The following is a 17,707-nucleotide window of genomic DNA, read 5'->3' as shown; positions in this document are numbered from 1 at the left end:
CGATCCGGTGGCATCCCATCGGGGACTCGCTGCATTATAAGGGCTGAGGCCCCTGAAAGGCAGAGAGCGCACGATCTATTCTCGTCTGCATACCTCGCCGCCCTTGAAGGCCGCCGGTATGGACGAACAGAACACGACTTCCCGGCGCCACGCTGCCGCTTTGAATCCGTCGATTTACGGCCTGGAACAACTTGGCGGTGTAAACCGGTTCAAGAGGCACAGGGTAGCGCTGTTCGAAGGCGCAGATAAAGTGCGCCAGCGACGCCGGCAATCGCGCATAGCCACCACAGGAGCCATCTGTATCCAGCATCCAGCCACCAGGATCCGCATAACCCGCCGCCTCCAGCAGAGAGCATACCGATCTTTCAGCCTCAGAGCCCAACTTAAGCACGGGCACTCCAAGAACCGTTGTTGCCGCAGGCTTGCCAGCGATCAGACCTGCCAGCGTACCACCCGTACCCAAAGCACAGGCGAGTAGATCCGGCCGACTCCACTCACCCTCTTCGAGCAATGACCAGATCTCGGAACAGCCCACCACGGCGTCGGCACTACTGCCACCTTCTGGCAGACACTCCCAGCCAGGATAAGCCTTAGCCAGCTCATCAAGGAATTCGGCATCGCTGCGGCGGGCATAGTCTTCGCGCCCGAGAAAGTGGATTTTCATCCCCCAACTGCGCGCATCGCGCAACATCGCCGTTTCCGTCTGCTCAGGATGGCCACGCACAAACGCAAGCGTTTCCACGCCGAAGCGTTTGCCGACAAATGCCAGCGCATGAAGATGGTTCGACCAGACACCGCCAAAACTGAACAACCTAGGTCTTGCACCAGCCTCAAGCCGACGAATCAGTGGTAACAACTTAAACCACTTGTTGCCACTGATCTGCGGGTGCGTCTGATCAAGCCGCAGCACCGCGGCACGAATACCCGCACGGCGGTAAAACGGCGATTCCAGCTCGGTAACAGGCAACGCCCTGCTATTCATAACACCACCTGACAAAGCTCAACAGCAGACGATAGATTCCGTCATCCAAAAGCGATAATGTCATAGCTTAACCCCTCAAATAAAAGGACTTTTTTATGCTATCCACCATCAACCGGCTGCTCGACTGCCCCGATCTGGGAAAATTCGTCCTGCGAGCATCTTTTGCCGCCATGATGCTGATGCACGGCTGGCACAAAATCACCCATGGCCTGGGCGGAATCGCCGGCATCCTGTCAGCCAACGGCCTGCCCACCTGGATCTCTTACGGCGTCTATATGGGCGAGGTTGTAGCACCTGTGCTGCTGATACTCGGCATCCTCACCCGTATCTCCGCACTTTTCATGCTCGGAACCATGGTATTCGCCTGGATGCTGACCGGCGTCGCCAAGACCTTCACCGTGACACCGGTAGGCGCCTGGGGCATCGAACATATGATGGTGTTCTTTTTCGCCGCCCTGGCGATCATGTTCCTGGGCTGCGGTCGCTACTCCGTAGTCAGCAACCCTGCCTGGCGCTAAGCCTTCGCCCCTCCAAGACTCCGCCGAGACGAAAACAACACAGGTCCCGGCGGACCCAGCCGATACAAAGCGCACTGATCAGATCAATAGATAAACCCAACGCCAGCGTACGAAATCACAATAACTCCGAAGCCCACCAGAGAGCTGCGGCAAAGATCGTACGCGCGAAGTAAAACCCGAACCCTGAGGCTGCGGCGACAAAAGATGAGTAAAAGCGTCGAAGCGAGATGCTTCAGAGAAAAAAAGGAAGGTATTAATCGAAAAAGTGCTGAAATGGGCGGTTGCACTTATAAAGAGCGCGACTCGGGCATTCCATATGAGCTGACAGGCAGGCTTTCTAACCTTTCAACTTTTGAAGTGGCGGAACGGACGGGACTCGAACCCGCGACCCCCTGCGTGACAGGCAGGTATTCTAACCAACTGAACTACCGCTCCGCGTCTTGGTGGGCGAAGAGGGGTTCGAACCCCCGACCCTCTGCTTGTAAGGCAGATGCTCTCCCAACTGAGCTATTCGCCCAAAACGCTGGCTCTTACTTTACGACCTTCCGAGCTCTTTGGAAGGAAGTGGCGGAATGGACGGGACTCGAACCCGCGACCCCCTGCGTGACAGGCAGGTATTCTAACCAACTGAACTACCACTCCGCGTCTTGGTGGGCGAAGAGGGGTTCGAACCCCCGACCCTCTGCTTGTAAGGCAGATGCTCTCCCAACTGAGCTATTCGCCCAAAACGCTGGCTCTTACTTTACGACCTTCCGAGCTCTTTGGAAGGAAGTGGCGGAATGGACGGGACTCGAACCCGCGACCCCCTGCGTGACAGGCAGGTATTCTAACCAACTGAACTACCACTCCGCGTCTTGGTGGGCGAAGAGGGGTTCGAACCCCCGACCCTCTGCTTGTAAGGCAGATGCTCTCCCAACTGAGCTATTCGCCCAAAACGTGACCTTTACAACTTCTACGACTTCCCAAGGATTTCGGGAAGAAGTGGCGGAATGGACGGGACTCGAACCCGCGACCCCCTGCGTGACAGGCAGGTATTCTAACCAACTGAACTACCACTCCACTATCTGAGACTTAGAGTCTCTGCGGCAGTGCCGCTTCGTTGCTGTGGGTTACCCCTCAGAACGGAGTGCGAATTTTAATGGCTTTCCCTGTATTGTCAAACGGTTATCGCAAATATTTTTTCATACACCGCTCAAAGCCTGAAGCTGTGTAAACGTTGATCAACAAGCAGCTGATACTGGCTGTATAGATTTCACACAAACCTGACAGGGATCAGGTTTCACCACCTCGAATCGAACGCAGAATATTCGTAACCGAAACAAATAGATGCATTAAATGAGTATAAAAATGCATCAGCATCTAGTTAATTTAGAATAAATAAATATATAAAACCCACACCAAGCATGTGTTTTATTGGCTATACAGAAAACGTAGAGCCATGGACCGGCCATCGCTATTAACCGAACTAAAGACGATTAATGATGCTTGGCTTTCACACCCGCTTACCCCTGCTCTCCCTGCTTTTGCTGGGGCTGGCAGAAACCAATCCATCCATTGCAGCCGAACCCACCGATAGCGGAAATGACTCGCCCTCTTCCAAGACTCCCGTCTGGACCGGCGAGCTGGAAACCTTCTACCGCCACGTAGACAACCTCTATGCGGAACACGATCAGACCAGCGACGACCAGTTGCTTGGGCTCTCCGCCAACGCCGGTGTGACAGCCGGTAGCGATGAGCTGAGATGGAACGCCAACGCCGGTTTCGAAAGCGGCCGCTACGACAGTTACAACGACGAAAACTACGACGATTACTGGTTTAACGCCGGACTGCAGCGCAGTTTTTCCCCAAATACGTTGGGTAGCCTGGGGGTTGGCCACAACCGCGTGCATGAAGATCGTTCGAGCCCCGACCTTCCCGCCGCGGCAACTTCACCGACCGAATATGATGTAACCGACGCTTACGGCCTGTTCAGCCACACCGGCAGCGATCTTGGCTGGCGCCTGGCAGGGTCCATGGAATCCTATCGATTCGACGACAACGATACGGTTAGCGGCCTCAGCATCAACAACAGCGACCGCGACAGACTGCAGTCAACACTGGGGCTCCGGCTTAACTTCAAGCCCCGCCAGGCTATTTACCCCTTCGCACAGATTCGAGCAGACCAGCGCAACTACAGCGACTCTGTCGATGACTACGGCTTTGACCGCGACTCCGAGGGTTATCGCATCAACCTGGGCCTGTCGGCCCGTATCACGCCGACACTATCAACTGAGGGTTTTATCGGCCAGCTGTACCAGAGCTACGATGACCCTCGTTTCAACAACATCAGCAAGGTCGATTTTGGCGGCAGACTGAACTGGCAGATCACGCCTGCCACCCGGCTCAACCTCAGCCTTTCACGCTCGCTGGAAGAAACCACTCTGGCAGGCGCATCAGGTTACCTGGTGACAGGACTGAGCGGGCAGATTGCGACAAGCATCACACCCCGCGATGAGCTGAGCGCCGGACTGTACCTCGCGCACGAGGACTACCAGGAGCTGGACAGAACCGACAAGCTGCTGGCCGCATCCCTCGGCTACAGGCACTACCTGACCAAGACCGTCTATCTCGGGGCCAGTTACACCCTGGACCAGCATAATTCATCATTAGCCCGCCTCGGCGACAGCTCAGGCGCATCGGTCAATGACGCCAATGTGCAGTCCTTCGCCGATTATGACAGCCAGACGCTGATGCTGACCCTCGGCATGCGCCTGGGCTCTGACGGCACCAGCCTGGTCGATCCCTACGCCACTCCGGTGTTCTATACCACTGAAGCTCTCTCCAGCTCAGGTCTTTACGCCGGTGTTCTTGGCGGATCAGAAACCGCCGGTGCCAAGGTATCCGGCGAGCGCGGCCACCAAGGCACAGACAAGGCAGACTACGCTGACTCCGGACTGGCCGGCGGCGCGTTCCTTGGTTACGGCTACTATATCGATGCCTGGTATCTCGGCCTTGAGGGCAGTTATCTGGTCAGTGACGCCGACCTGGCCCACAGCAAGACTAGAGACGATGCCCAGACGCTCAGCCTCGACACTAAAGACCGTACCGTTCTCGACCTGCGCTTTGGTCACAGCCTGCCGGGCAACAATCTGATCTATGCAAGAGTCGGTGGCGCCTACAGCCGCTTCGATACCTACAACCGAGTGAATGAGTATCCGCAAGAGGCTTACGATGATTCCGACTCCCGCTGGGGGCTGAGATACGGCCTCGGCACTGAGATCCCCACCGGCCCACACACCTTCCTGCGACTGGATTACGGTGTAACAGACAGCCGGGACTACAGCATCAGCTATAGCGGACACACCGGTGAGCCGGAGTACGCGGATTACGATCCCCGCGCCACCGCGTTCACCCTCGGTCTTGGCTGGCGCATGAACGAGACGGCGCCGAAAGCCGTGGATACAAGCCAGCAGAGCGGCGTATACGCCGGGCTGACACTGGGCAGTTCGAGCCTCACTTCACGCGCCACCGGCCTTCACACTGAAAGCAGCAGCACATCGCCCTCCGCGTTTGGTGGCGACTTTGGCGACATCGGCCACGGCGCTCTCGCACCGGTTATCGGCTACGCCTGGACCTTTGACTCTCCCTGGCAACTGGCACTGGAAGTGGATGCCGACCTGCTTCGCGCCGGCTGGGAGCATGACCGCGACCCGACGGGACGGGACTTTGGCGTAGAGATGAACTCCAGCACGGCTGCGAACCTGCGGCTCGGATACCGCCTCAAGCAAGGTACGCTGCTGTTCGCCAGCGTCGGCAAGGAACGGGCTCGCTTCAACACCGACTGGATCAAGGGCGGGAACGACAACAACCGCATCAACCGTGACGACGAGGTCTGGGGCACCCGCCTGGGCTTGGGCGCCGAAATTCCTGTTGGTAGAAAAACGGCGCTGCGCATCGATTACAGCGAGACCCAGTACGACGACTACGAATTCACTACAGAACACAGCAATTCAGACAGTATGAAGTTCGATAACTCACGCTCCCGCTTCCGCACCGGCCTGGTTTACTACTTCTAACCAGCCACCTGGATCCGAGACTTAAAACAAGGACTAAGACAATGAAAACAATAGCTAAAAAACGTCTTGCCACAGCAATCTCAGCTGCCACCCTCTCCCTGGCACTAGCCCTCGGTGCCGCCCCCAGTTTCGCCGCATCCCACGAAGGAGGCGGCCACGAAGGCGGAGGCCAGGGCATGAGCGGCCAGAGCCACGGCCAGATGGAATCCGGTCACAAAGCCGGCAGCAGCCTGAAGGGGCTGCGCCAGGGACGCCAGGACATTATCGACCTCCTGGCCGAAGAGGAAGAAGACAGCGACCGCCCAAGTTGGGCCGGACAACCCGGCAATGAGGGCAAACCCGGTGGTGGTAACGCAGGTAACGACAGCATGAAGGGCGATGACTACGGCGACATCGTCATCGTGCTGCGTAATGATGACGGCACCCTGTATCACCCCAATGATGACGAAAGTGTCACCGTGGCTATTCTGTCCGACGGTTCTCAAGTGGAGCTGATCGACGGCGAACTGCCGGAAGGTACGGTGCTCCCTGAGGGAGTCACGCTGCAGGAGGTCGAATTTGGCCGCCTTAACGTGGCCCGCTCCCCCACCACCGTCATCGAACACTCCCTCACCGAGGCGCTGAGCAAGCTCGACGGCCTGGTGCTGGGCGAGGATGTCACTCTGGATGAGTCCGGCCGCCTGGTCGTCGATGGCGTCACCATCGACTCTCCGCTGGAAAACCTGGCGCTGTATGAGGCACTCCTCACCGCCCCCGTCAGCGTGAATGATGACGGCGTCTCTGTGGTCACACTGACCGCCACCGCCAGTTCCGATGGCCGGGAGACTACTTACAGCTTCGTCGTACCTCAGGATGCCGTGCTGGAGCTGGCCGCCTCAGCTCTGTCTGCCGCCTCGGATAAAACCGGTGATCTGACCATCGACGAAGTGATAGGCATCACCGGCTTCCTCGGTGACGACGTGCTCAGCGCACTGCAAACATACGTGACCGACGGCAGCATCAACGACTACAGCGCCGAGGAGACCTATAGCGGCGTATCCGTGGTCGTGCTTGATGAGCAAACCAACGCTGATGGTGACACTATCTACGTGCCAATCACCGTCGATATCTACGAGGTTCTTCAAGACGACTTCGGTACCGTCGATAGCTCCTCCATCTTCGACAACGAAGCAGGCGGTATCGATGTGTTCACCAATATGGCCAACGACGCCGTCCAGGTGCTCGAATACGTCCACGACAACGCGCTCGAGTAAACACAGCGCCTCACGTCCTGCCCTTCGGGGCGGGGCGCTTCCCCATCAAAAAATTGAAAGCACCTGTCTGAAGCGGGCGAAACTGGTATGGTGGCCACTGTTTCACCTGAGAAGATGTAGAGCAAAGATGGCCTTATCCCTGACAGATACCCTGGACCGCTTCTTCGACGCAACGCTTACCGCCCAGCTGGACAAATACGGCCAGGAACCGAGCTGCACCTACGACCCGGAATGGCCTTCCCCCTGTATTCTCACCGAAGATCCTGTCGAAGGCAGTTCGGTGCGCTGGAAACCGGTTCTCCAAGACCCGACCAGCGATATGTTTACCCGCCTGAGCGAGGCCCTGGAACTTGAGATCCACCCGGATATCGTCACCTGGTATACCCGTTGCTGGTCAGACCATCTGCAGGCCAGCCATCCCGAAGGCGAGCTGACCCTGCTGTTCTGCTGGAATGAGGAGGATATGGAGCGTCTGCGCGCCAACCTGCTTGGCCACATTATGGCGAAACAGAAACAGCGCCAGCCGCTGTCACTGTTTTTCGCCTGTACCGATGGCGACGAATTCATGACGCTCAACAACGAGGATGGCAGCATCTGGCTGGAACGACCGGGCAAGAAACCGCTGCGCCAGCTCGCCAGCAGCCTGCAGGCGTTTCTGGAGCAACTGACGCCGATCGTTGAGTAAGCGTGGATCAACGCTTAGTCATGACGACCGATTGAATGTGCCAGCAGCCGGCTGATCTGGCACATCGGCTTACCCGATTCCGCATGCCAGCTGTTAAACGCCTCCTGCACTAGCTTCAAGTCCCGCTGTGCCGTGGGCTTCTTGTCGATCACGCCCTGCGCCTTTAACGCTGTCACCACATCATCGGTCAGCATAAAGGTATCCTTGCCCACCATACGCAGGAAAGAGGCACCGGAGTTGCCGCCCAACTGGGTGCCTTCCTTCTTCAGCAACGTCCATAGTGCGACGATGTCGGTAACAGGCCAGTCAGCGAGAAAGCGGCCGAAACCGCCCTTCTGTTCCGAGATTTCCGACACCAGCAGCGCATTGGCCCTGGTCGCCTTGAGTTTGCCCAGGTGACGGATCAACGTCTCGTTCTGCATCATCTTTTCGATCTGCTCATCACTGAGCAGACTCACTTTGTAGGGATCGAAGCCGAAAAAGGCGGTCTCGAACGCTGGCCATTTACTGTCTACCAGCGAATGTTTGAGACCTGCGCGAAAGATTCTGCGCGTCATATCGGAAAAAAGCCGATCATCAGGCGTATCGATCAATGCCTGCTCCGAGCGCGGGCCCGGGCCGAACATCGCCTCAAGCGACATCTCCGGATGAAGATTCTGTGCCTGGATACAGAGTTCAGAAAAACCTTTCATTAAATTCCCTTATTTCCAATCTAAGCTCGATTAATCGAGCCGAGAAGATGCGCCCGATTAATCGATTGCGCCCGCTCAGCTGGCCCAGACTCAATTGTGAAGCCTCACGCCAGGGCGTATTATTAGCGCCTTTTCTCAGCCCCACTTCGGGGGACGAAACACAGCGGCGCCGTGCCGCCCAAACCGCCCGTTTCAGGATCGATACAAACGATGCCAGCAATCCGAAAATCGAACAAGCTCATCAATGTCTGCTACGACATTCGTGGTCCGGTACTGCAGGAAGCCAAGCGCCTGGAAGATGAAGGTCACCGGATTTTAAAGCTGAACATCGGCAACCCCGCGCCCTGGGGCTTCGACGCGCCGGAAGAGATCGTCCAGGATGTGATTCTCAACCTGCCCAGCGCCCAGGGCTACTGCGACTCCAAGGGCCTCTTCTCTGCCCGCAAGGCGGTAATGCAGGAGTGCCAGCGCAAGAGTATCGCCAACGTCTCTATCGATGACATCTATATCGGCAACGGCGTATCCGAGTTGATCGTCATGTCGATGCAGGGGCTGCTTAACGACAATGACGAAGTACTGATCCCGGCGCCGGATTACCCGCTCTGGACGGCCGCCGTGAGCCTGGCAGGCGGCAACGCCGTGCACTATCACTGCGACGAGCAGGCGGACTGGTATCCCGATATCGAGGATATGCGCAGCAAGATCACCGACCGTACCCGCGGCATCGTCGTTATCAACCCGAACAACCCGACCGGCGCGCTTTATCCGCCGGAGCTGCTGGAACAGATCATCGAGCTGGCCCGTGAGCACAAGCTGATCCTGTTCGCCGACGAGATCTACGACAAGATTCTTTACGATGAAGCCGAGCACACCTCGCTCGCTTCGATGGCGGATGATGTGCTCTGCCTGACCTTCAACGGCCTGTCGAAGACCTATCGCGCAGCGGGCTTCCGCTCCGGCTGGCTGATCGTCAGCGGCCCCAAACACACCGCCCGCGACTATATCGAGGGTTTGGACATGCTGGCCAACATGCGCCTTTGCGCCAACGTTCCGGCGCAGCACGCCATCCAGACCGCCCTCGGCGGTTACCAGAGCATCAACGAGCTGCTGGTACCGGGCGGCCGCCTGCGCGATCAGCGCGATCTCGCCTGGGAAATGCTTAACGCCATCCCCGGCGTATCCTGTGTTAAGCCCAAGGGCGCGATGTACCTGTTCCCGAAACTGGACCCGCAGCGCTACCCTATCCACAACGACGAGAAGTTCGCGCTGGATCTGCTGATGCAGCAGAAGGTGCTGATCGTGCAGGGCAGCGGCTTCAATATGCCCGACACCCAGCACTTCAGACTGGTGTTCCTGCCCGGCAAAGACCTGCTCACCGACTCCATCGAGCGTATCGGTAACTTCCTGCGCACCTACGAACAGTAAGCCGAACAGTAAGCTGAACAGCAAACCCGGGCAGCCAGCCCGAGCATCCCATTCCATGGAAGTTTCAGTGGCCAGACTGAAACTTCCGTGTCATTGTTCTGACATATGCTAAATATTAGAAAGTTCATATACGGCATTTACAGGCACGACAGGAGCATGGGATGTTTATAAAGATCAAGAAGAACCTGGGCATATATATGGAGCACAACGGCCTGGAAAAGCGCCGTCTCGTGCCAGTCACCTCAAACTTTCTGCTGAATGCGGACCATATCGCCGAGGCCTCCTTTTACACCATCAAGGAGCGCAAGGTCCGGTACGACCTGGAAGGTCACGAGTTCGAACTGCCGGTCAACACCCGCGTCGTACACGTGCAGATGACCTACCTCTACGCTTCTCACAACGACCGGGCAAAAGGCCAGGATCAGGTGGTGGAGCGTCAGTACTACAAACTCTTCTTCTTCCCGGAAAACGTGGAACCCTATGAAGAGATCCGCGGCGTCATTGAAAGCCAGGTCGCCAACCTCTGACCTGATCTGGAAACCTTTCAGGCCTGAAAACCAAAGAGGCCGCCTTCAGGCGACCTCTTTTAGTAGCTGGCGAATCGCGCCAAGCTCATCTTCCACATCTCTTAATGCCCGATGGCGACGAAACCTCGTATTCAGACGATACGCCTCGCACTGCTGAGGAGTCAGCAAACGCTCAATTCCCTGAATACTGAACAGCATCGGCTGCTGCTGCGACTCAAACAGACGCGTCAGCCAGAACAGGTCGAAGTCATAGGCGTCGCAGGTCAGGGTCTTTCCTGCCAACTCCGCATTCAGGCGTTCGCAAGCCTGCGCTGCCGAAATCCCTTCACTGCCGAGCTGGTGATGCCCTATTCCGTGCAACTCCTCAGCAAACTCATCCCAGTAATCCCAGCCTTCTACCGATGCCGGATCGATTAAAAATTCATCCTTGTTACCGCTGATGTCGCATTTCCAGGCCACCTCGATCGGGTAAGAATCCGGACCAAGGCCGCTTGCCTCAATATCAATACAGATCAATTCCACTTACATATCCTTTTGGTAAAGCAACACCTTCAGCCCGTTTTCCGCATCCATCTCCGGAAAATCCTCCGCCTGGGCCAGGCGTTGACGGAAACTGAAGCCTGGGGCTTCCTGCTCCATCAACTCGCGAAGAAACTGTTCGCTGTGCGCCGGATCGTTGTGACAGGCCAGTACCTGGCCTCCGCCCGCCACAAACTCATCCAGGCGGCGCAGCACTTTGCGATAATCCCGCTCAGCAACAAAGCTGCCAGGCTGAAAACTCGGTGGATCGATCACCACCAGATCAAAGGGCCCATGCCTGCGCACGCGCCCCCAGGAGCGTAGCAGATCAACGGCCATAAATCCGACTGTTTTAGTCGGTAAAGAGTTCAATTGATGATTGATCCTACCGGTCGCCAGCGCCCCTGAACTCATATCGATATTGAGCACCGACTCGGCGCCTCCGGCCATGGCGGCCACCGAGAAGCTACAGGTATAAGAGAAAAGATTCAGCACCCTGCGGTTCTGTGCATGCTCGCGCACCCAGTCGCGCCCCGGACGCATATCGAGAAACAGGCCAGAATTCTGATTCTGCAGCGGCCTCACCTGGTACTTGAGACCGGCCTCTTCAACCACCAGCTTGTCTGCAACCTCGCCGCTGAGCACCTCGCTTTGCGCGGACCTGCCACGCCCTCTCAACTGCAGCACAACGGCTTCAACACCGGCTCCCACCAGGGCCCCGACCAGGCTATCAACCGGCTCCGGCAGCTCATCGGTATAGGCACGGATCACCGCCACCGGCGGCAGATAATCCACCACCAGCCATTCAAGACCGGGCGCACCGCCGCCACGCCCATGAAACAGGCGACGCACCTGCCCGCTGGCAAGCTCCAGTTGCTCGATGACAGATTCAACAGCACGCTGCACGCAGATTCTCCGGCGATAAAAAAGGGGCGCATTATATAAATGCCACCCCTATATTGAAACTTTGCTCGACCGCCCTTATCAAAGAGTCAGGACAATTTCCTGTGTCAAAACACAGTCATTTATGGGAACCCAACACAACATGATGAGAATCTTACTGTTTCTGGCCACCAACATGGCGGTCCTGCTGGTTGCCAGCGTCACACTCAACCTTTTGGGAGTGAACTCCTACCTGGCAGGCAGCGGCCTGGACTATGGATCTCTGCTCGTATTCTGTGCCGTATTCGGCTTCGCGGGATCATTCATATCCCTGTTTCTCTCGAAAACCATGGCGAAGATGGGTACACGCACCCAGCTGATCAAAGAGCCGCGCAACGCTGACGAACGCTGGCTGCTTGAAACCGTGGCCGAGCTGGCAGAAAAAGCCGGTGTAGGCATGCCCGAAGTTGGTATTTTCCCGGCACAGCAGGCGAACGCCTTCGCCACCGGCTGGAACAAGAACAACGCCCTGGTTGCGGTCAGCTCCGGCCTGCTGCAGCGCTTCCGCCCGGAAGAGGTACGTGCAGTACTTGCCCACGAGATCGGCCACGTGGCCAACGGCGATATGGTGACCCTGACCCTGATTCAGGGCGTGGTGAACACCTTTGTCATGTTCTTTGCCCGTATCGTCGGTTACGCCGTGGATTCCTTCCTGCGCCGCGGTGAAGACAACGGTGGCGGCGTCGGTATCGGCTTCTACATCACCACCTTCGTATTTGAGATCATCTTCGGCATTCTGGCATCAGTCATCGTGGCCTGGTTCAGCCGTCGTCGTGAGTTTCGTGCCGACGAGGCCGGTGCAGAGTTTGCCAGCACCGGCGCCATGATCGGCGCGCTGCAGCGTCTGAAAGCGGAGTACGGCGCGCCGGACGAACTGCCGGAGCAGCTCAACGCTTTTGGTATTAACGGCAACCTGAAACAGGGCTTCATGGCACTGATCGCCAGCCACCCCCCGCTGGATGACCGCATCGCCGCACTCAAGCAGCGCGGCTAAGACTTAAGCTGCGCGCTCAGCACGCAACAACAAAAAGGCCCGGCAATCGCCGGGCCTTCTTTTATTCCAGTGTCTCGATCAGCTTTTCTTGGGAACCACAGGCTTAAAGTCATCCAGCTCCAGGTTAAGTGCCCTTGGCGCTCTGACCTCTTCCTTCACCGCTTCAGGCTTTGGCTCCGGACGTCGCTGACCGGCATGGTTGTACACCTCGTCGTTGCGACGCTTAACCGTCTCAGGGCGCACTTCCTCGATCTGCTGAATATACCTTTTGGATAGCATCACCAGGGAGCTCTGGTCGTCCACCTGCAACGGTAGAAACATCCGATCGTCGTTCAGTATGTCCTGCAGGCGCTCATCGGGGCCCAAAAAGACATTACCCAGCTGCCGACTGCCGTCATGCATCCGGACATAGACTTTGATCTCTCGCTTCTGCTTCAGGACAACAGACAACTATTTCTCCCCGCTTGAGCTTCGTATATTCGCAAACACGCATAAAACGTATCAATAGAACGACACTTTAACATTTTAGATAGACTAAAGTCGTGCCATTTCTAGAAACAAACGCTTCTCAATTACGCAACACGGTAGAGAATCGCGTCGCGATATCCAGTATGGACAGGAATTAGCCCTGAGAATTCCCCGTTAAGGGCTGAATCGCCACTATCGATGAGCAGAGGCCGCCCATCCAGCGCCTTGATCTTGGTCTTGGTGGCGACCACGTAAAGCGCCTCGCGCCCCACTCGCCGCATCAGCTCCGGGCTCAACTGCTGATTGCCACGCCCCAGCAGATGCCCCTGGCCGCCGATCGGCGTGATTACCACCCGGGTTTCCACGCCTTCGGTCAGCTCCAGCAACTGCTTGGCTGTACAGTCAGATGCGATCAGTTCGCCATCCTGAATCAGATCCACACCCAGCAGCGTGTTATCCAGCCCCAAATGCTCCATGATCGCCGCCACGGTCGAGCCTGAGCCCATGATGTAACGCACACCGGGCTGCATGCTTTCTTCGAAGTCGGCGGCAATATCATCCAGCACCAGAGACTCATCTTCACGCTGACCATTCTTCACGTGCTGCAGGTAGCGATGCTCACTGGGCACCAGCAGCTCACCGTAATAACGCGCCCGAACCTTGCCGGCGCGGAACGCCTCTTCATCGATATCGCGTACCTCGCCGCTGGACAGTGTGACAAGCTCGCCGCGAATCAGCATGGCGGCTACCTCACCCGCCGCCTTCGGCGTAATCGCGTAGACACCAGAGTGGATCTTCACGCCGGCGGGAATCCCCAGCACAGGGCAACGCTCGGCCACAGCTGCACAGATGTTTCGCGCCGTGCCATCACCGCCGGCAAACAGAATCAGATCTGCACCCTGCTCCGCCAGCGTAACGGCTGCCGCTTCGGTATCCGCCGCCGTCGACGGCTGCTGAGCTGCCACCCCCATGACTTCGGGACTAAAACCGGCAGCAAGAGCGGAGTCTTCCCCCATACTGCCAGCCCAGGTGATCAAGCGAAAATCGAGGCCGACCAACTCCTGCAAAGCGGTCATCGCTCGCTCAGGGGCCTTGGCTTCTGCTCCCAGCGCCAGCGCCTTGGCCACCGTCTCGGCACCGTCACTGCCTTTGAGACCAACGCTGCCGCCGAGCCCTGCCAGCGGGTTCACCACCAGCCCAAGGGTAAATGTCATTAACTCTCCTCCTGAGCCAGGTAGCCGGTTTCCACCAGGAACTGCTGGTAAACAAAGCTCGCCAGGATCAGATGAGTCTCCTCCTCCAGATCGACGAACTCGACACCGTGGCTGATAACATTGAACGGCCCGCCCTCGGCTTCATAGACGCTGCGGATGATCGCCGGCGCCAGCAACACGTGATCTATGCCGCTCACCGACAGTCGCGCCGTCACAAAAATCTTATCGCCGCTACAGCCCAGGATTCGGTTCGCTTCAAGACAGGCGCCAGCAACATGGATATCGGTGCAGCAGGCCGCGACGGGGAAGTCGGTGTTCAGCGCGTCGACATCATCCCTGTCGACGGACACCCGAAGATTCACCGGCACCCGGGTATGATGGCGCACACGCTGGGCATCAACCTGCTGCGGCCAGGCCAGATGCCACTGAGGATAGGGCTGGTTCTGGATGCGAATCAGACGGGTGTCGAAAGCGCAGACCCAGTTGCCAGTCATCAGGCGCACGGTCAGCATCGCGCCCTCGCTCACCAGCAGAGGTGTACCCGAGCCCCGTGGCGCCGAAACAATCACCGAGCCGTTTTCGCGAAAGCCTATCAACTGCACCAGATAGCGCCCACGCGGCGAGCGCATCTCCAACCGCACTCGCTCACCGATACGAGGCCGCAGCTCGGTAAGGGTCTTGAGGCTGGTTCCCTCCAGCTCGGGTTGATATCTGGCCATATAATGTCGCGCTATTTCTGATCCAAACCGCCAAGCTTACGCCATCGGGCGCCTGAAACCGAGGCCACTCAGCAATTCGGCCTGGCTTTCATCCTCCAGCCCTTCCACCTCCAGGCTGGAGAACTCCCTTCTTACCGGATATTCCTTGCGCAGCCGATCGAACGCCAGGCGCTGTTCCGCCTCCGGCAGCACCAGCGTGGCGCGAAGCGCCCTGTCATCGCGGTAGGGGTCGTAGGTCAAGGCGATAGGCTTAAGCGGCGACAGGTAGCCGTTGCAACAGATCCGCTCCACCTGCGGCATCGGCAATACCGATTCAAACGGCAGCACCGCTTCACGCCCCAGCCAGCGACAGACTTCGCGGTAGAGCATCCAGGTGCCGCGGATTTTGCCATCCAGCGAATAGCCCGCGATATGCGGTGTGGCAATACGGCAGTGGCGGGCTAGTGCAGGCGATACCGCCGGCTCATGCTCCCAGACATCCAGCACCAGGCTGACATCAGAGCGCCGCTGCATAAACGCCTCCAGCGCCAGGTTATCGATCACTGGCCCCCTGCCTGCGTTGAGCAGAATGGCGCCCCGGCGGATCTTGTCGAGGTTGGAGCCATTCAGCAGGTGGTAGCTCGGATGCTCGCCATCGCGCACCAGCGGCGTATGCATCGAGATAAAGTCCGCTTCAGCCAGCGCCTGGTCCAGAGATACAAAGCCCTCAGGCCCCTCCCTGTCCGCCCGCGGCGGATCACAGACCAGCACTTTGATTCCCAGCGCGCGCAAACGCTCCACCAGACGACCGCCGACGTTACCGGCGCCAATCACGGCGAAGCTGCGCGACAGCGGATCAAAGCCCTGCTCATCGGCCAGATGCCAGAGGACGCTGAGCACATACTCGACCACCGAGTCGGCGTTGCAACCCGGAGCACTGCACCACTGAATTCCTTTATTCTCCAGCCACCCGATATCCAGGTGATCGGTACCGATGGTGGCGGTGCCGACAAAGCCGACAGGGCTGCCGGCCAGCAGATCGGCGTTCACTGCAGTCACCGAGCGCACCAGCAGCAGGTCTGCATCCGCCAGGTCACTGGCACTCATGGAACGGCCCGGCAACCTGACCAGGTCACCAAGCTCAGCGAACAGAGGTTCCAGGGCCGGAATATTCTCGTCCGCTACTATCTTCAGTCTGCCGTTCACAGGGGCCTCCGGTCTTTACAAACAGCTGGGTTTCAGGCTCAATTCCGCGCCATTATAGAGCTCTGGAAATATTGCGGAAACAACCCTCCTTGATCGTTCGCTGGCAGAAAAATAGTGACTACCGGGTCATCCGGATCTACCGCGACCTGGTCGGAGACTGGGTTGTGGAACAGTGCTGGGGTAACAGCCTTGCCAGCCACCAGAGTCATACCCTGGTGGATTCACGCCAGGCCGCCCGCGCGATGATGCTGCAGATCAACCGTGAACAGCGCAAACAGGGCTTCCGCCGCTGCGTCACCGGCGAAGAACAGCTCGATTTCGGCTTCGACCTGAGCTGATACGCTACCCCCACTGCCTCTCCGCATTGGCTTTCGTGACAGCGCCAATGCGACAATATGCCACTTCTTCCTCAACTCTTACTGACCTAGACTGCGTACCCATGGACGAACAGCAAACATCTCCCGCCAAGGGTGGACTGCGGCTTATACTGCCGCTGGCAATCACACTCTGCGCGGCCCTGTTTTTTGTTGTGGCGCTTCCCAAGCTGCTGACACCCGAAACGCCAGAAGCGATCGAACTGACGCCGCCTACCTGCGATATTGCACAGGGGCAGTGTACGCTGAGACAGGATGGGATTGAGCTGACGTTTGAACTGACGCCCAGGCCGCCCAGTTCCGCCAGCCCGATGACAGCCAGTCTGACAACCCAGGGGATCAACCCGACAAGGGTCAGCCTTTCGCTGGAAGGACGCGATATGTATATGGGGCTTAACCAGACGGAACTGCAGCCCGCCGCAGCAGAGCTCTGGCAAGGCGAAACCCAGCTTGCCGTCTGCACCACCGGCAGCATGATATGGCGCGCCCTGATACTGATAGAAACGGAAAATAAGAGCTACAGGACCTGGTTCGATTTCGAGGCCAAATAAGATGAAACAGCTGCGTACGCTTCGAATACTACTGATCCTCAGCGCCTGCCTGCTGGCGGGAATGATCACCGCTTTTGTGCTCAAACCGGCGCCTGCAGACAATCGCATCAGCAGCCAAAAGATCGGCGGCGACTTTACCCTTACCTCCGCTGACGGGCCGGTATCGCTTTCCGACTTTCACGGCCAGGTCGCCGTACTCTATATCGGCTACGCATCCTGCCCCGATGTCTGCCCTACATCACTGGCAATACTCAGCCAGGGGCTAAACCAGCTTGATGAAACAGAACGCAGCCAGGTACAGGGCATCTTCATCAGCGTTGATCCCGAGCGGGACACCCCGGAAAAGCTGAAAACCTATACCCGTTTTTTCTCCGACCGCCTGATCGGCCTTACCGGCACCCCGGAAGAGATCGACAAGGTGGTGCGCCAGTACGGTGCCTTTTACCGCAAGGTAGAGCTCGAAGATTCCGCCTTGGGTTATGCCGTCGATCACTCATCCCGGCTCTACCTGATCGACCGCAACGGCGAGTTCGCCGGTCTGCTCAATCATGGCGTGCAGCCAGGCGAAGTCAAAAACCGACTGGAAAGTCTGCTCAACGAATAA

Annotated in this window: 18 protein-coding genes and 7 tRNA genes; 10 read left to right on the top strand and 15 right to left on the bottom strand. The window is 57.8% G+C overall.

What is annotated here, in order from left to right; genetic code table 11:
- Window positions 1-34: 34 nt before the first annotated feature.
- Window positions 35-982, bottom strand: coding sequence for a 1-aminocyclopropane-1-carboxylate deaminase/D-cysteine desulfhydrase (locus C4S72_RS01345; protein ID WP_104001280.1), 948 nt, complete (start codon window positions 980-982; stop codon window positions 35-37).
- A 95-nt stretch (window positions 983-1,077) separates the two neighbouring features.
- Here C4S72_RS01345 and C4S72_RS01340 point away from each other — a divergent pair, with 95 nt between their 5' ends.
- Window positions 1,078-1,500, top strand: a complete 423-nt coding sequence (locus tag C4S72_RS01340) for a DoxX family protein (protein ID WP_104001279.1) — start codon at window positions 1,078-1,080, stop codon at window positions 1,498-1,500.
- 358 nt (window positions 1,501-1,858) lie between these two features.
- Here C4S72_RS01340 and C4S72_RS01335 read toward each other — a convergent pair.
- The 7 genes from C4S72_RS01335 to C4S72_RS01305 all read right to left on the bottom strand — a co-directional run bounded on the left by C4S72_RS01335 (window position 1,859) and on the right by C4S72_RS01305 (window position 2,559).
- Window positions 1,859-1,935 (bottom strand) — tRNA-Asp (locus C4S72_RS01335).
- Window positions 1,936-1,941: 6 nt separating this feature from the next.
- Window positions 1,942-2,017, bottom strand: a tRNA-Val gene (locus C4S72_RS01330).
- 48 nt (window positions 2,018-2,065) lie between these two features.
- A tRNA-Asp gene (locus C4S72_RS01325) sits at window positions 2,066-2,142 on the bottom strand.
- Between the two features lie 6 nt (window positions 2,143-2,148).
- Window positions 2,149-2,224, bottom strand: a tRNA-Val gene (locus C4S72_RS01320).
- Between the two features lie 48 nt (window positions 2,225-2,272).
- A tRNA-Asp gene (locus tag C4S72_RS01315) sits at window positions 2,273-2,349 on the bottom strand.
- A gap of 6 nt (window positions 2,350-2,355) precedes the next feature.
- Window positions 2,356-2,431 (bottom strand) — tRNA-Val (locus C4S72_RS01310).
- Between the two features lie 51 nt (window positions 2,432-2,482).
- Window positions 2,483-2,559: transfer RNA gene (locus C4S72_RS01305), tRNA-Asp, on the bottom strand.
- A gap of 419 nt (window positions 2,560-2,978) precedes the next feature.
- Between C4S72_RS01305 and C4S72_RS01300 the strand changes: the two genes are divergently transcribed.
- The 3 genes from C4S72_RS01300 (at window position 2,979) to syd (ending at window position 7,493) form a co-directional block, all read left to right on the top strand.
- Window positions 2,979-5,555, top strand: coding sequence for an outer membrane beta-barrel protein (locus C4S72_RS01300; RefSeq protein ID WP_104001278.1), 2,577 nt, complete (start codon window positions 2,979-2,981; stop codon window positions 5,553-5,555).
- A gap of 41 nt (window positions 5,556-5,596) precedes the next feature.
- Window positions 5,597-6,808 (top strand): hypothetical protein, encoded by a 1,212-nt coding sequence (locus tag C4S72_RS25720; RefSeq protein WP_160115427.1) that lies wholly within the window; start codon window positions 5,597-5,599, stop codon window positions 6,806-6,808.
- A 127-nt stretch (window positions 6,809-6,935) separates the two neighbouring features.
- On the top strand, window positions 6,936-7,493 hold the full coding sequence (gene syd, locus C4S72_RS25715; RefSeq protein ID WP_160115426.1) for a SecY-interacting protein: 558 nt from the start codon (window positions 6,936-6,938) through the stop codon (window positions 7,491-7,493).
- A gap of 14 nt (window positions 7,494-7,507) precedes the next feature.
- Here the strand turns inward: syd and C4S72_RS01290 are convergent, their stop codons facing one another.
- Window positions 7,508-8,185: a DNA-3-methyladenine glycosylase I gene (locus C4S72_RS01290; protein ID WP_104001276.1), complete on the bottom strand. Its 678-nt coding sequence runs from the start codon at window positions 8,183-8,185 to the stop codon at window positions 7,508-7,510.
- Window positions 8,186-8,395: 210 nt separating this feature from the next.
- On the opposite strand from C4S72_RS01290, the gene C4S72_RS01285 reads away from it, so the two are divergent.
- Both C4S72_RS01285 and C4S72_RS01280 read left to right on the top strand, forming a co-directional pair.
- A complete protein-coding gene (locus C4S72_RS01285; RefSeq protein WP_104001275.1) occupies window positions 8,396-9,610 on the top strand; it encodes a pyridoxal phosphate-dependent aminotransferase in 1,215 nt (404 codons plus the stop codon).
- A 161-nt stretch (window positions 9,611-9,771) separates the two neighbouring features.
- Window positions 9,772-10,137: a hypothetical protein gene (locus C4S72_RS01280; protein ID WP_104001274.1), complete on the top strand. Its 366-nt coding sequence runs from the start codon at window positions 9,772-9,774 to the stop codon at window positions 10,135-10,137.
- 45 nt (window positions 10,138-10,182) lie between these two features.
- Here C4S72_RS01280 and C4S72_RS01275 read toward each other — a convergent pair whose 3' ends face one another.
- A complete protein-coding gene (locus tag C4S72_RS01275) occupies window positions 10,183-10,659 on the bottom strand; it encodes a 3'-5' exonuclease family protein (protein ID WP_104001273.1) in 477 nt (158 codons plus the stop codon).
- Window positions 10,660-11,562: a class I SAM-dependent methyltransferase gene (locus C4S72_RS01270; RefSeq protein WP_104001272.1), complete on the bottom strand. Its 903-nt coding sequence runs from the start codon at window positions 11,560-11,562 to the stop codon at window positions 10,660-10,662.
- A 139-nt stretch (window positions 11,563-11,701) separates the two neighbouring features.
- Here C4S72_RS01270 and htpX point away from each other — a divergent pair, with 139 nt between their 5' ends.
- Window positions 11,702-12,592 carry a protease HtpX gene (gene htpX, locus C4S72_RS01265; protein WP_104001271.1) on the top strand — a complete coding sequence of 297 codons (891 nt, stop codon included), beginning with the start codon at window positions 11,702-11,704 and terminating at the stop codon, window positions 12,590-12,592.
- A 78-nt stretch (window positions 12,593-12,670) separates the two neighbouring features.
- Here the strand turns inward: htpX and C4S72_RS01260 are convergent, their stop codons facing one another.
- The 4 genes from C4S72_RS01260 to pdxB all read right to left on the bottom strand — a co-directional run bounded on the left by C4S72_RS01260 (window position 12,671) and on the right by pdxB (window position 16,178).
- The gene (locus C4S72_RS01260) at window positions 12,671-13,042 is read right to left on the bottom strand and encodes a DUF6812 domain-containing protein (protein ID WP_146071847.1); all 372 of its coding nucleotides are present in this window, start codon (window positions 13,040-13,042) and stop codon (window positions 12,671-12,673) included.
- A gap of 122 nt (window positions 13,043-13,164) precedes the next feature.
- Entirely contained in the window at window positions 13,165-14,274 is a 1,110-nt protein-coding gene (locus C4S72_RS01255; protein ID WP_104001269.1) for an ATP-NAD kinase family protein, read from the bottom strand.
- Window positions 14,274-14,993, bottom strand: coding sequence for a flagellar brake protein (locus tag C4S72_RS01250; RefSeq protein WP_104001268.1), 720 nt, complete (start codon window positions 14,991-14,993; stop codon window positions 14,274-14,276). Before C4S72_RS01250 ends, C4S72_RS01255 begins: the two co-directional genes overlap by 1 nt.
- 36 nt (window positions 14,994-15,029) lie before the next feature.
- Complete coding sequence (gene pdxB, locus C4S72_RS01245; RefSeq protein WP_200826638.1) at window positions 15,030-16,178, bottom strand: 4-phosphoerythronate dehydrogenase PdxB; 1,149 nt, start codon at window positions 16,176-16,178, stop codon at window positions 15,030-15,032.
- An 89-nt stretch (window positions 16,179-16,267) separates the two neighbouring features.
- On the opposite strand from pdxB, the gene C4S72_RS01240 reads away from it, so the two are divergent.
- The 3 genes from C4S72_RS01240 (at window position 16,268) to C4S72_RS01230 (ending at window position 17,707) form a co-directional block, all read left to right on the top strand.
- On the top strand, window positions 16,268-16,516 hold the full coding sequence (locus C4S72_RS01240) for a hypothetical protein (protein ID WP_104001267.1): 249 nt from the start codon (window positions 16,268-16,270) through the stop codon (window positions 16,514-16,516).
- A 101-nt stretch (window positions 16,517-16,617) separates the two neighbouring features.
- Window positions 16,618-17,103 carry a hypothetical protein gene (locus C4S72_RS01235; protein ID WP_104001266.1) on the top strand — a complete coding sequence of 162 codons (486 nt, stop codon included), beginning with the start codon at window positions 16,618-16,620 and terminating at the stop codon, window positions 17,101-17,103.
- Window position 17,104: 1 nt separating this feature from the next.
- Window positions 17,105-17,707, top strand: coding sequence for an SCO family protein (locus C4S72_RS01230; protein WP_104001265.1), 603 nt, complete (start codon window positions 17,105-17,107; stop codon window positions 17,705-17,707).

It is taken from the genome of Marinobacterium lutimaris, from assembly GCF_900108065.1.
Lineage (GTDB): Bacteria > Pseudomonadota > Gammaproteobacteria > Pseudomonadales > Balneatricaceae > Marinobacterium_D > Marinobacterium_D lutimaris.
The sequence above is the reverse complement of the archived record's forward strand: the minus strand, read 5'-3'. Positions and strand labels throughout refer to the sequence as shown.